This window comes from Pseudovibrio sp. Ad26 (genome assembly GCF_001623285.1).
GTDB lineage: Bacteria > Pseudomonadota > Alphaproteobacteria > Rhizobiales > Stappiaceae > Pseudovibrio > Pseudovibrio ascidiaceicola.
Map to the genome: position 1 here is coordinate 88027 of NZ_LMCE01000001.1, position 12185 is coordinate 100211.

At 49.1% G+C, this 12185-nt stretch carries 13 protein-coding genes and 2 tRNA genes; 8 read left to right on the forward strand and 7 right to left on the reverse strand.

The window, feature by feature from the left end; genetic code table 11:
- Positions 1-401: 401 nt before the first annotated feature.
- On the forward strand, positions 402-1817 hold the full coding sequence (locus tag PsAD26_RS00440; RefSeq protein WP_063308885.1) for an L-serine ammonia-lyase: 1416 nt from the start codon (positions 402-404) through the stop codon (positions 1815-1817).
- 4 nt (positions 1818-1821) lie between these two features.
- Here PsAD26_RS00440 and mnmD read toward each other — a convergent pair whose 3' ends face one another.
- The gene (mnmD, locus tag PsAD26_RS00445) at positions 1822-2523 is read right to left on the reverse strand and encodes a tRNA (5-methylaminomethyl-2-thiouridine)(34)-methyltransferase MnmD (RefSeq protein WP_063308834.1); all 702 of its coding nucleotides are present in this window, start codon (positions 2521-2523) and stop codon (positions 1822-1824) included.
- A 69-nt stretch (positions 2524-2592) separates the two neighbouring features.
- Between mnmD and PsAD26_RS00450 the strand changes: the two genes are divergently transcribed.
- The 3 genes from PsAD26_RS00450 (at position 2593) to PsAD26_RS00460 (ending at position 4571) form a co-directional block, all read left to right on the forward strand.
- The gene (locus PsAD26_RS00450; protein WP_063308835.1) at positions 2593-3711 is read left to right on the forward strand and encodes an FAD-dependent oxidoreductase; all 1119 of its coding nucleotides are present in this window, start codon (positions 2593-2595) and stop codon (positions 3709-3711) included.
- A gap of 245 nt (positions 3712-3956) precedes the next feature.
- Positions 3957-4247: a YggT family protein gene (locus PsAD26_RS00455; protein ID WP_063308836.1), complete on the forward strand. Its 291-nt coding sequence runs from the start codon at positions 3957-3959 to the stop codon at positions 4245-4247.
- A 3-nt stretch (positions 4248-4250) separates the two neighbouring features.
- Complete coding sequence (locus tag PsAD26_RS00460) at positions 4251-4571, forward strand: DUF167 family protein (protein WP_063308837.1); 321 nt, start codon at positions 4251-4253, stop codon at positions 4569-4571.
- 65 nt (positions 4572-4636) lie between these two features.
- On the opposite strand, the gene PsAD26_RS00465 is transcribed toward PsAD26_RS00460, so the two are convergent.
- From PsAD26_RS00465 to PsAD26_RS00485, 5 genes are all read right to left on the reverse strand, one after another.
- Positions 4637-4828: a Trm112 family protein gene (locus PsAD26_RS00465; RefSeq protein WP_057463533.1), complete on the reverse strand. Its 192-nt coding sequence runs from the start codon at positions 4826-4828 to the stop codon at positions 4637-4639.
- 33 nt (positions 4829-4861) lie between these two features.
- Positions 4862-5542 (reverse strand): LON peptidase substrate-binding domain-containing protein, encoded by a 681-nt coding sequence (locus PsAD26_RS00470; RefSeq protein WP_063308838.1) that lies wholly within the window; start codon positions 5540-5542, stop codon positions 4862-4864.
- Between the two features lie 43 nt (positions 5543-5585).
- Positions 5586-6584 carry a thioredoxin gene (gene trxA, locus PsAD26_RS00475; protein ID WP_063308839.1) on the reverse strand — a complete coding sequence of 333 codons (999 nt, stop codon included), beginning with the start codon at positions 6582-6584 and terminating at the stop codon, positions 5586-5588.
- A 120-nt stretch (positions 6585-6704) separates the two neighbouring features.
- Positions 6705-7232, reverse strand: coding sequence for a prolyl-tRNA synthetase associated domain-containing protein (locus tag PsAD26_RS00480; RefSeq protein ID WP_063308840.1), 528 nt, complete (start codon positions 7230-7232; stop codon positions 6705-6707).
- Between the two features lie 141 nt (positions 7233-7373).
- The gene (locus PsAD26_RS00485; RefSeq protein WP_208860047.1) at positions 7374-8393 is read right to left on the reverse strand and encodes a cytochrome-c peroxidase; all 1020 of its coding nucleotides are present in this window, start codon (positions 8391-8393) and stop codon (positions 7374-7376) included.
- Positions 8394-9213: 820 nt separating this feature from the next.
- Here PsAD26_RS00485 and PsAD26_RS00490 point away from each other — a divergent pair.
- Positions 9214-9288, forward strand: a tRNA-Gly gene (locus PsAD26_RS00490).
- Positions 9289-9336: 48 nt separating this feature from the next.
- Positions 9337-9411: transfer RNA gene (locus PsAD26_RS00495), tRNA-Gly, on the forward strand.
- A gap of 77 nt (positions 9412-9488) precedes the next feature.
- On the opposite strand, the gene PsAD26_RS00500 is transcribed toward PsAD26_RS00495, so the two are convergent.
- Positions 9489-10601, reverse strand: coding sequence for an NAD(P)/FAD-dependent oxidoreductase (locus PsAD26_RS00500; protein ID WP_063308886.1), 1113 nt, complete (start codon positions 10599-10601; stop codon positions 9489-9491).
- Positions 10602-10775: 174 nt separating this feature from the next.
- Between PsAD26_RS00500 and PsAD26_RS00505 the strand changes: the two genes are divergently transcribed.
- Both PsAD26_RS00505 and PsAD26_RS00515 read left to right on the forward strand, forming a co-directional pair.
- Complete coding sequence (locus tag PsAD26_RS00505) at positions 10776-11183, forward strand: YchJ family metal-binding protein (RefSeq protein WP_063308842.1); 408 nt, start codon at positions 10776-10778, stop codon at positions 11181-11183.
- Positions 11184-11756: 573 nt separating this feature from the next.
- Positions 11757-12185: a hypothetical protein gene (locus tag PsAD26_RS00515; protein ID WP_063308844.1), complete on the forward strand. Its 429-nt coding sequence runs from the start codon at positions 11757-11759 to the stop codon at positions 12183-12185.

Below are 12185 nucleotides of genomic sequence, written 5' to 3' on the forward strand. Positions count from 1 at the left end.
ATACGTTTTAAGTCACTTTGAAGACCTGCAGTTTCAGGAGTTTTCTACAGACTGTTGCCCATAGGCATCATAAAACTGAACAAGTGGTAGTTTTTTCATCTCAATTCACATTGACTGAGTAAAACAAGTCCATCAATTCCCCGTGAAACCAAAGCGTTTTCTTCAATCCTTTCAGTAAATCGGCACTCAAAAAATCTTTTTGAATCAACAAGCGTCCGATCAGAACAGATAAATTCTGCGGCATCTGGACAAACGCAACGTCAATTTCAAATATCCGGAAAAATAATCCTCTTGGTTTCAGAGGCTATGACGATTATTCCTAGAAAATTCAGTGATAGTGGCTGTTCTCTATCCTAATGAAACAAAAACAACGCCCCAGCCATCTGAAAGGTGCCAAACACATGTTTCTCAGCGTCTTTGAAATTTTCAAGATCGGTATAGGTCCGTCTTCGTCCCACACAATGGGACCGATGACCGCCGCCGCACGTTTCCTGGATGAATTGAGAGACGGCCGGCGCATATGGCCCGGCGCAGGTGCACCTAAGAGATTGCGCTGCACTCTTCATGGCTCACTCGCCTGGACAGGCAAAGGCCATGCCACAGACAGAGCTGTTATTCTGGGACTTGCAGGCTGCACGCCTGAAACTCTGGACCCGGATGAAGCAGAGGCGCTCGAAAAACAGATCGCAACAGAAAAGAAGCTCCATCTTCCTGACCTGCCAGAGTTGGATTTCGATCCCGATAAAGACGTTATCTTCGATTTCGAGAAAAACCTGCCAGGCCACGCAAATGGTATGGTGATAGAAGCTTACGATGCCCAAGACCGCCTGCACCTTCAGGAAACATTCTATTCCATCGGCGGCGGGTTCGTGCTGACCGAGGAGGAACTGGATCGCTTGAAAGCTGCGGAAGCATCAGGTGATCAAGCCCCCGATGAAATTAAAGGCATGCCTTATCCATTCGCCACAGCGCAAGAAATGCTGGAGATGGGACAAAAATCTGGCAAAACCATTGCTGAGATGAAGCGCGCCAATGAGATCACCTCTCTGGATCCGCAAGAACTGGACACCAAGCTCTGGAAAATCTGGGATGTGATGAACGCCTGTATGGAACGCGGTCTAAATACAGAAGGCGAACTACCGGGCGGCCTTACAGTGAAGCGTCGTGCAGCCGCAATCAAACAACAGCTGGAAGATGAGCGCGGCAACAACATGAGCATGCCTCATGTTGCCAACGACTGGCTCTCTGTCTACGCAATGGCGGTGAACGAAGAAAACGCTGCTGGCGGCAAGGTCGTCACCGCACCAACAAACGGCGCGGCAGGCGTTATCCCGGCAACCGTCAAGTATTACCGCGAGCATTGCCCAGGCAGTAACGATGAAGGCATAAAAACCTTCCTCCTCACATCAGCAGCTGTTGGTGGCATCATCAAACACAACGCATCTATTTCGGGTGCTGAAGTTGGTTGTCAGGGCGAAGTTGGCTCCGCCGCTGCAATGGCAGCCGCAGGTCTTTGCGCAGCTCTTGGCGGCACGAACGAGCAGATTGAGAACGCCGCTGAAATCGCTCTGGAGCATCACCTTGGCATGACCTGTGATCCGGTCGGAGGTCTCGTTCAGGTGCCATGCATCGAGCGCAACGGCCTCGGCGCCATCAAGGCAGTCTCAGCAGCTTCTCTGGCTCTGCGTGGAGATGGCTCTCACTACATGCCGCTGGACAACTGCGTTGAGGCCATGCGCCAGACTGGTGTTGAGATGAACGATAAATACAAAGAAACCAGCAAGGGCGGTCTGGCAGTCAACCTGCCAGAATGCTGATTGATCAAGCTTCGGTGGTGGCAGTCTTCTGCCCCACCATCATCTGGCGCTTCGTGCCATAGCCTTTGATGCGCTCCACCTCAAAACCTGCTGTTTGCAGGTTTCGGCGCACCCACCCTGCAGCCGTGTAGGTGCCAAAGGTTCCGCCAATAGCGGTTTTCTCTCCGACAGCAAGCATAAGATCCCGCCCCCACAGCTCTGGGTTCCGTGCCGGATTAAAGCCATCAAGGAACCAGGCATCAACGGGTATGGACAGGGTTGGCAGCATCTCACGAGCATCCCCAACACCAAGCAGCAGTCGCACACCATCAATGGTGATTGGATTCCAACCCGGCTGAGGCTTCCATGCAGCCAGCAGCTTGTCTTTAAGCTCTTTGATCTCGGGCCATTGCGACAGAGCTTTCTCAATCTCCGCCGCTTCCATAGGATACAGCTCAAACGAAACATAAGTCAGCTTGGCCCGCTCAGCTTCTGGCAAACTCAGAAGCAACTCCAACGTGGCGAGAAAATTAAGCCCGGTTCCAAATCCCAGTTCAGCAATAGTAAAAGACTGTGCATCCACCCAGCGTTCAGGGAGTTGATTACCCTGCAGAAATACGTAGCGCGTTTCGCCTAATCCACCGGCTTTGGAGTAATAAGTATCTCCAAACTGCGACGCATAAGGCACATTCGCATCATCCCATTCCAATTTTGGGCGCTCTGTCATATGTCTAAGCCAAATCTCTAACGTAAAAATCGGTCTGGGCTTATACCCCAACCTGGGAAATAAAAAAACATGACCTACGATATAGTTGTTGTTGGAGGGGGAATTTTCGGACTTAGCGTCGCCAAAGCCGCACTCGGAAAAGGCTTGAAAGTCGCTCTTCTGGAAAAAAACACCATCGCATCAGGCGCCAGCGCTGGCCTTGTTGGTGCGTTGATGCCTCACGTACCAAGTAAATGGAACGACAAAAAGCAATTCCAGCTGGATGCGCTGATCGAACTCTCCGATATCGTGGAGGAGCTGGAAGAAGCCACCGGCCTTTCTGTCGGCTATAGCCGTGCAGGTCGTCTGATTCCGCTTTACACTGAACCCAAGCTCGAACATGCCCTCTCTCGCGTTGAAGAAAGCAAGCAACGCTGGAGAAGTGATGAAACTGGCTTCACTTTCAATGTGGTGAAAGAAACGCCGTTCAATGACTGGCTCACACCAGAAGCCGCCCCACTTGGCATCATTTGGGATACCTTGGCAGCACGTGCCAATCCGCGCCTTGTGTCTGCAGGCCTCAAAGCTCTGTTGGAAACCCGCATCGATATCATGGAGCACACTGAGTACCTAGGCTTTGACGAAGCTACAGGCACCGTTGCACTCGGCAATGGCGAGAGCCTGAGTGCTGACCGTGTTGTCTTATCTGCGGGTTATGAAGGGTTTGAACCACTCAGCAAGATTGCAGGCAAACCCATCGGCATGGGTGTGAAAGGTCAATCCCTTTTGCTTGAATACAAAGCCGACAAGCCTCTTCCAGTAATTTATGACAACGGAATTTATGTTGTCTCACATGCCAACGGTACTGTCGCCGTCGGCTCCACCTCTGAGCAGGAGTGGACCAGCAAAGAGCCTGTAGAAACAGATATTCAGACCATGCTCTCCAAGGCCGTCGGCTTTTGTCCTTCATTGAAAGGCGCGCCGATCCTCACCCGTTGGGCAGGTATCCGACCAAAATGTAAGAAACGGGATCCTTTGGTCGGCCTCATTCCAGGCAAAGACAATACATGGGTGGCAACTGGTGGCTTCAAAATTTCCTATGCTATTTCTCATCGCATAGCAGCCTGCCTCATGCAGGAAATGTTCCCTGAACAGGATCAGGCAATCCACTTGCCAGAGAGCTTCAAGCCAGCCTTCCATTTTGGATAAAGACTGCACGAAGAGAACCAAAATCGTTTGCCCTTTCAGTTTCAGGGCAAACGACCTCAGCTAATTGGTACTTTTTCAGGTACACCTTCGGGAAATTAGCTCAAAATATAGAAAAATGAGGCATGCTGGACCTTGCAGGTGCCTCAGTTCAAAGTTACATGAGGAACAACTCTGTTTCCCAAGCTCTGTCTTAAGGGAAGCAATTCAGCTAGTTCATCTTCGCAAACTTGGAGTTTAACCAGTCCATGCGCGCTATTCTTGATGTCGTTTTCATCATCCTAAATCTTTACACGTGGGTCATTATTGCGAATGTGATCTTCTCCTGGCTCTATGCGTTCAACGTGGTGAACTCAAGCAATCAGTTCATCGCAATGATCGGGCAGACACTTTACAATCTAACCGAACCGCTCCTACGCCCTATCCGACGGTTCCTGCCAGCAATGGGTGGATTGGATCTTTCTCCGATTGTTCTGCTACTCGGTATTTTCCTTATTGAGCGCGTCATCGGCCTCTACGTTTATCCCTACGTATTTTAAGTAGTGGCTGAACAAGAACGCCCTTGGAAACTGCAGGCTGACGGAATTCTAATCACCGTCCGCCTCACCCCCAGATCCTCGAAGGATCAAGTTGAAAAGATAGGCGAGCAGTCCGATAGCCGACCGCTCGTATTGGCACGTGTTCGCGCAGTGCCAGAAAAAGGCGCTGCAAACAAAGCTGTTGCAAACCTTTTTGCGAAAGTACTCTCAGTTCCCAAATCATCGGCAGAAGTGATTGCAGGCTCCACCGCCCGCATAAAAACACTGCGCGTCTACGGCGAACCACAAGAGCTGCAAAAAAGGCTAGAAGATCATCTCTCCTAGCCTTCAAAGATAAATTCTGCACGTACTCTGATCAGAAAACCAAAGTCAGTTCTCAAGGATACGTTTTAGTCTTCAAGCTTGCGCGCTTCTTCTTCCAACATAATCGGAATACCATTCCGGATTGGATAGGCCAGCTTCGCAGCGCGTGAGACCAGCTCCTGGTTCTCAGGATTGTACTCAAGCGTCGTCTTCGTCACAGGACAAACCAACAGCTCCAAAAGCCGACGGTCCAGCTGTGGCGCTTCAAATTCGCTCATAGAGCCCTCATTCATCTTTTGTCGTTACCTGCATTACTGAAGCGTGCTGCCAGTACCACCATTGCCACGTGCCAGCTCAACTTCAGCCAGCGCAATGAGCGTATCCGCACGCACTTTCAGATTCTCCGTTTCCAACAGAGCCTGCTTCTCTTTCGGTCCATAAGGACTCATCATGCACAATGCATTGACCAAAACCTCGGTCGAGGCAGAATTGACGCTATCCCAGTCCGCTTCAAGGTCATTCACACTCAAATATTCTTTGAGCGTGGAAAGCAACAGATCTCGATCAACATCATCTTCCCCGATGCCGGTCGTCAAATCACCAGCAAAGCGGGTCGCATCAACATGACCACGACGGAATGGGGCACGCTCTTCCAGCTCGCCACGAAGCTCAAAGCGGGAGACGCCAGACAACGTGATCAGATAGCGGCCATCGCCACTTTCCTGAAACCCTGTAATGCGCCCCATGCAGCCAACAGTGCAGAGCTTTGGCCTACCGGCCAATTCTTCATCACTTGTTTCAAACTGCGGCTGAATTACCCCAATCATGCGATCAGTACGCAAAGCACTGTCGATCATCGACGTATAGCGCGGCTCAAATACATTGAGAGGCATATGGGAGCGCGGGAGCAAGATAGCTCCCGGCAAAACAAACAACGGCACAACCTGCGGCAGGTCATCCAGACCTGCATAGGTCGCATTTCCAACAGTCATCGAGGCCACTTAAGTGCTCTCCGCTCTTATCATTAGGCCTAGATTACGAGAATAAAATTGAGGAGAGTTTACGGCGACCATAAGCAGAACCCGCATCTTTAAAGCCCCAGGCTTCAAAAAACTGCAGCAACTGCTTGCGCGCGCCATCTTCATTCCACTCACGGTCACGGCGAATAATCTCAATCAGCTCATCAACAGCACCAGTCTTGTCCCCTTTACCGCCCAAAGCGAGCGCAAGGTCAAAACGAGCCTGATGATCATCTGCATTCGCTTCTACACGCTCACGCAACTCTGCAAGGTCATCAAGCCCCTCAGATTGCTCGGCGAGCTCAAGCGCGGCCTTAGCGGCGGCAAAATGCTGGGAGCCCTGCTCATCTTCCGGGATCATATCGAGCATCTGTTTTGCATGGTCTTTCTCACCAAGCGCCAGATAGCACATAGCAAGCCCACACAACGCCTGCACGTTACCAGCGTCGATAGAAAGCGCGCTACCGTAAAGCTGCGCAGCTTCTGGATACCCTTCTGCGTCACGAAGCTCATCAGCCTTCTCAAGCATCACTTCCAGATCACTTGGACCAATGTTTACGCCAATCCGATCGAGAAACTTTTTAATTTCACCTTCGGTCTGCGCACCCATAAACCCGTCAACAGGCTGACCACCTTTAAACGCAAACACTGCCGGGATCGACTGAACACCCATCTGACCCGCAACTTCCGGGTAATCTTCGATGTTCATCTTCACCAGCTTGAGAGCACCATTCGCTTCCTTGACGACTTTTTCAAGCGTCGGCGTAAGCTGCTTACAAGGACCACACCATGGCGCCCAGAAGTCAACAAGAACCACCTGATTGCGGGAGCCCTCAATAACGTCCTGCACAAAGGTCTGAGTGGTCGTATCAACAATCAAGTCAGCCGCATTAACTGCTGGAGCAGCGGATGGAGATGCCGCACCAGCCTGTGTGTTGGTCTGGTAACCGCCGCCATATCCACCGCCAAGGGAGCCACCAAAGCTGCCACCTACGGAATAACCGGATCCACTCATTATTTTGACCCTTTACTGAATTGGGAGCTGCTCATATCAGCGCTCCGCATATCAAAATCTCTAACTGCTGCCTAAAATGGTCTTAGATGAGGCCAATTACAATTGGCGATCACCCAGTTTTTATAGATCTTCAGTGACTTTCTGCGCCTCAGCAGAAACCGCAAGCACTTTGGCATCATGCCCACATGCCTTGGCAAACACCATCAGACCTTCCGCTGAAATCGCCGTGGAAGCATTATTTAGTAACGGGTGAAAGTTCAAAACTTCCTGCTCCATCATATCTGCATCAAACACCACGGATACACGTTGCGCTCCCCGATCATTAATCAAAGAGAATGGCGTGACAGATCCTGGAGTAACACCCAGCACCTCTTCAAGCAGATCAGCCTTGCCAAATGAAACACGACCAGATGCGCCAATAATGCTCGAAATTTTCTTCAGATCTATCGTAGCATCATGAAGGGCCACGACCAAAAAGAGATTTCCCTTTTTGTCTTTAAGGAAGAGATTCTTAGTGTGCCCGCCTGGAATGCGGTCATGCAGATCAGCCGATTCAGCAACCGTAAAAACCGGTTCATGATCAATTGTAGAAACCGGTATGTTCAAGTCTTCCAAAAAAGATATCAGTTGCGAACGGCTTGCTGGCATGTAGAACGACCTCTCCCAAGTCTCTGAGACAAACCAAGTGTTTGCCACATAAATGCTGCACCGTTTTAAGCCACCTATAGAAAAAGGCAAGCGGTCCATAAGAACCGCCTGCCTCTAGCAAACCGGGGGCGAATAGTTTGCTTAGTGAGCCGTCATGACTGACGGATCAGGGAGTGGTGTTGAATCTGTTCGAACTGGCAGAATCGGATATTCAACGCTCGGCTGCTCTCCTGTAAGGGTCTTCAGGAAAATAGTAATTGCATCAATATCTTCTTCACTCAGTTCAGCACCAAGCTGAGAGCTGGCCATAATAGCAACTGCCTGCTTCAAATCCCAAACCTTGCCGGAATGGAAGTAAGGCGCTGTCAGATCGATGTTGCGCAGCGGAGAAGCACGGAAAACGTATTCTTCCTCGGCAGTTTGAGTGACAGCAAAGCGACCTTTGTCGTTGACTGGAAGAACATCTGCACCCGGTTTTTCAACCACACCGAATGGATAGTAGCCTTCACCACCAATGTTCACACCGCCATGACAAGCCGCACACCCGGTGTCCATAAACACCTGCAGCCCCTGCTTTTCCTGTGCATTGAGAGCGTTTTCATTACCCTCAAGAAACAGATCAAACTTGGAAGCAGGCGTAATCAAAGTAGCCTCATACGCTTCAATTGCCTTCGCCATATTGTCGAAGTTCGCTGGTAACTCCTCACCTGGGAATGCTCTTGAAAACTGCTCGGTATATCCAGGCATACTGTTCAGAACAGCTTCAACCCGCTCAGGCGTACTCGCCATTTCAACACCAGCTTGCACTGGGCCTTTAGCCTGCTCTTTCAGGTCTTCAGCACGACCATCCCAAAACTGGGCAAGGTTGAATACGGCATTCAATACAGTCGGTGCATTACGAGGCCCCTTTTGCCATCCATGGCCAATGGATGTCTCCAGATTATCATCCCCACCCATGCCAAGGTTGTGGCAGCTGTTGCACGACAACAATCCCGAAAGCGATAATCGCGGATCAAAGAAGAGCTGACGCCCGAGATCAATTTTTTCGCGGGTAATCGTGTTGCCTTTAACACTAGGTACAGCGTGCGGGATCGGCTTGAAGTAAGAGCGCGCCTCTTCCAGCAACTCAGACTGAGCAAAAGCCCCTCCCTGAGCAGCCATGCCGAAAACAGATGCGCCAATCAATGTCTTAATTATTGCTCGCATGAATTCCTCCATCATCACGAGATAACTGAGTTTAGAATCACTACAAACAAAAGCACATTGATGCAACCGCTTGACATTTACTATGGTAATATCAAAAATTTCATCAGCTTAAAATGCAAAGCCATCATCGAATATATTGAGATATACAAAAAATACTTGAAATATGAATTCCACCAATACTTATTAATACTACAAATATCGAGAATTATAATCACAAGACATACACGAAGCGCCCCTCCCTACACTTAGAATAACTCTAATATAGACAAAAAATTGAGAGCTTTGACCGCGTGCAACTTACGTTTCTCAAGGGCATGTACTTCACCCTCAAAACGTTATCTTAGAATATACTAATACACGGCTGCGACATACTGCCCCCAATTACAAATCGTGATCCTGACGACGTCTGGATGTTGTTCTTAGCCACGCTCGCTAATGCTCATTCTGAATGTGACTAAAAAAATTCCTGATCTTATTGAGATATATGAGGGAACCTGTTTCTTTTTCATGCAGCCCATCCACGACCTCGGACGAAATCACATAGGTTATTTTACTCGAGTGCAATTATTTCCACAACGATCAAACAACTCTAAAAAACTATCTATCTTGTTGTTATATAATATTTTTTATGAGGCACTTCACGACCTCCACATCCACAAGCTCTGAGAAACCCCACAATGAATTTCAAATTCCTTGTTGCATTCACCCCGAGCTTTTGTCATATAGCTCCCACCTCACCGACGGGGCCACAACAAACGGCTCTAGCGAAACAGATGCGGGCGTAGCTCAGGGGTAGAGCATAACCTTGCCAAGGTTAGGGTCGTGAGTTCGAATCTCATCGCCCGCTCCAGTTTCTCTAAGAAACTGAGTTTTCGCGAAGTTGGAATTTTTTGGATATGCGGGCGTAGCTCAGGGGTAGAGCATAACCTTGCCAAGGTTAGGGTCGGGCGTTCGAATCGCCTCGCCCGCTCCAAAAAAAAACAAAACAACCGCCGCAAGGCGGTTTTTTGTTATCTGCACTTCTCCATCCCTTTCAAAGCCTTAAGCAAATTATTCCTCTTCAAGCCAAGGAGGAAATGGTGTGTTCTCAGCAGACATTATATTCATGAACCGGGCCTGGAAATAATCTGTGCGTCCCAACACCGGTAGAAACTTTTGCCTGAACAGACGGATCGCTGTGTTGTTTGACGCCAAAAACCGTGTGCCGGTATCAACCGTCTTCAAAACCTCCGCGGCAACAGGTCGTCGATCCAACATATATTGATGCGTATGCCCGGTAGAAACTTGCCACGCCAGCCACGCAGCATCCTCAATCCCTAAGTTCATCCCTCTGCCTCCAAAGGGAGAGTGCACATGCGCAGCATCTCCCACCAGAAAGACCCGCCCTTTCTGATAGAGATTGGCCAATCGGTGAGAGATCCGGAAAGAAGACTTCCAATTGACTTTGATAACTTTCAAAATCGGCGGCATAGTCTCAAGTGGATCAGAGTGATCGGCAACAATGCGCGCCCGTGTCGCAGAAAAGGGAATGACACCGAAGATATTTGGTGACCTGTCAAACATCGTCGGCCCATCCATCGTCAGCGTCGGTTCCAACTCCACATCTGCCAGCCCCCAATCTTGCGGATACGAACTGCCTGAAAAGGTGAACCCCATTTGCGAACGCACAATTGAGTATGCACCATCTGCCCCAATCACCATGGGTGGGTGAAGTACCTCCTCGTCACCGCTACTGGTTTGTATAACTGCAGTGACGACCTCATCCTTCTGCTCCAGCTTGACTAGTTCACACTCCCGCTCGACAGGTATTCCCAGCTCTGTCAGATGTCGTTCAAGAACAGTTTCAGTCTCATATTGCGGCAGGGCCAGCATAAAATTAAATGGCCCATCTAAATCTGAGAGATCAACTTCCAAAAGCTCATCACTTGGCCCACGAAAGTGGACATAGTTCATCCGCCATCCCTTTTGCAGCAATTTGTCTGTCACACCAGATGGCCGCAGGACTTGGAGAGTTCGAGGATTAATGGCAAGGGCACGAGATTGAGCGTGAGGGCGCAAGTTCTTATCAATGATACGAGGCGTAAAGCCGCGCCGCTTCAGCTCAATTGCGGCAGTCAGCCCACTGGGCCCTGCCCCAACAATCAGAATGCGTCCTCTTTGCATTGCCATCCTACCGTATACAGGGCTTGCTGTTGCAAGCTTATGCAAAAGACGCTGTTGGAGCGTTGAACCAGTAAGGCGAACTTTAATCACTCTTGGAGGAGCTTGTTTGCCCTTCTTGACCTGACTTCAAAATTGTCGTTTAGCTGCCTTCCAAGCTCTATAGGATGGTATTCGATGACAACACCTTGCCCTTGCAAGTCAGGAAAAGACTTTGAAATCTGTTGCCAGCCTTTTCTGGAAGGCAAGGCTCTACCCGAAACTGCAGAGCAGCTCATGCGCTCACGTTACAGCGCTTATGCCACAAAAAGCATTGATTACCTGAAAGACACATTGTGGCCGCGCTACCAAAAAACTTTCAACTCAATTGAGGTCGCAGAATATGCTGCTCAAACTCAATGGATAGGGCTCGAGATTCTGGACACTGATAAGGGGCAGCTAGGCGATGCAAAAGGCAGCGTCCTCTTTTGCGCCAAATACCTTGCGCATAGCCAAATCGGAGAACAGAGAGAACTGAGCCTCTTCAAAAAACGTAAAGGCCGTTGGTATTACGTTGAACCAATGGAAGAAGGCGCCCGCCTCTGAACCTTACAGCCTAATCCAGAAAAGGCCGATCATAAAAACGGGCTCGCGATAAGAGCCACTGTCAACTTCTCTGCGCCTCCATCGGCAGCGACCATATCCACGATGCAAACAAGGGCGCAAGCTCAGCCCTGCAAGCCAACTCCAATACCCACCCAAGTCTGCAAATTTCTCTGCCAAAGTCTGAAAACAGCGGTCTCGGACCGCTCATCTTCAGACGCGCACAAGCCTTCCTTCAGCTCATTATACCAATGACTGAACCTAAACTGAGGCTTACCAAGATATTTTACAACAGTTGGCAGCATAAGATGCCAACAAATAAAAACGTCGTTTCCCTATATTTCCGCGACGTTCCCAGTACACCAGCACGAGTTTCCCACACCTTTAGGTTGCTTCATTAATAGCCGTATTCCGCAGGGAAAAGGCCCTTTGCATAACGGTTTAGTCAAATACCGACAAGGTTCAGACAAGTCTCGTTACATTCAAACTTATTAAAATTAGAAAAAAAACTATTTCAAAGTATCTACACATATGTGTATGTCACACAAATATGAGTATCGACTAGGAAATAACTAAATGAACGTAGTTCACGCAAACAGAATGGAGTTTATGAAGTGGCGATCACTAATACAGAACACACCTAATACTGTAGGATCTGGTTGTGAAATTTATGAGTCTACTAAAGAGCTTCACCTAAATGATGGATCTTTAGTATTAATTAGCAAACCCAACCAAGATTGCACAACAATATTACAAAATTTCTCTAAGAAAGATCTTTCAGAAATACAATACTTGCAGTTCCGTGCCTACAAACTCGTTGAACCAGGCTTTGGAGGACGGCGATACTGGGCAGTTAAAGTCATCGCTGGCAAACACCCTAAGAATCCCGGGTTACGGTTACTGGTCGTCGGCTGGGTCAAGGGCACAACCATGAAACGAGCCTTCAACGAAATAAAAAAAGTACTAAAGGGCGACGCTCAAATCTGCAAAGATCCACGTCTATAA

Bases quoted from the DNA above. Each gene is read 5' to 3' on its own strand.
- PsAD26_RS00505 (WP_063308842.1), top strand. From the start codon at position 10,776: ATGACAACACCTTGCCCTTGCAAGTCAGGAAAAGACTTTGAAATCTGT.
- PsAD26_RS00450 (WP_063308835.1), top strand. From the start codon at position 2,593: ATGACCTACGATATAGTTGTTGTTGGAGGGGGAATTTTCGGACTTAGC.
- PsAD26_RS00515 (WP_063308844.1), top strand. From the start codon at position 11,757: ATGAACGTAGTTCACGCAAACAGAATGGAGTTTATGAAGTGGCGATCA.
- PsAD26_RS00465 (WP_057463533.1), bottom strand. From the start codon at position 4,828: ATGAGCGAATTTGAAGCGCCACAGCTGGACCGTCGGCTTTTGGAGCTG.
- PsAD26_RS00455 (WP_063308836.1), top strand. From the start codon at position 3,957: ATGCGCGCTATTCTTGATGTCGTTTTCATCATCCTAAATCTTTACACG.
- PsAD26_RS00440 (WP_063308885.1), top strand. From the start codon at position 402: ATGTTTCTCAGCGTCTTTGAAATTTTCAAGATCGGTATAGGTCCGTCT.
- mnmD (WP_063308834.1), bottom strand. From the start codon at position 2,523: ATGACAGAGCGCCCAAAATTGGAATGGGATGATGCGAATGTGCCTTAT.
- trxA (WP_063308839.1), bottom strand. From the start codon at position 6,584: ATGAGTGGATCCGGTTATTCCGTAGGTGGCAGCTTTGGTGGCTCCCTT.
- PsAD26_RS00480 (WP_063308840.1), bottom strand. From the start codon at position 7,232: ATGCCAGCAAGCCGTTCGCAACTGATATCTTTTTTGGAAGACTTGAAC.
- PsAD26_RS00485 (WP_208860047.1), bottom strand. From the start codon at position 8,393: ATGGCTGCTCAGGGAGGGGCTTTTGCTCAGTCTGAGTTGCTGGAAGAG.
- PsAD26_RS00470 (WP_063308838.1), bottom strand. From the start codon at position 5,542: ATGACTGTTGGAAATGCGACCTATGCAGGTCTGGATGACCTGCCGCAG.
- PsAD26_RS00500 (WP_063308886.1), bottom strand. From the start codon at position 10,601: ATGCAAAGAGGACGCATTCTGATTGTTGGGGCAGGGCCCAGTGGGCTG.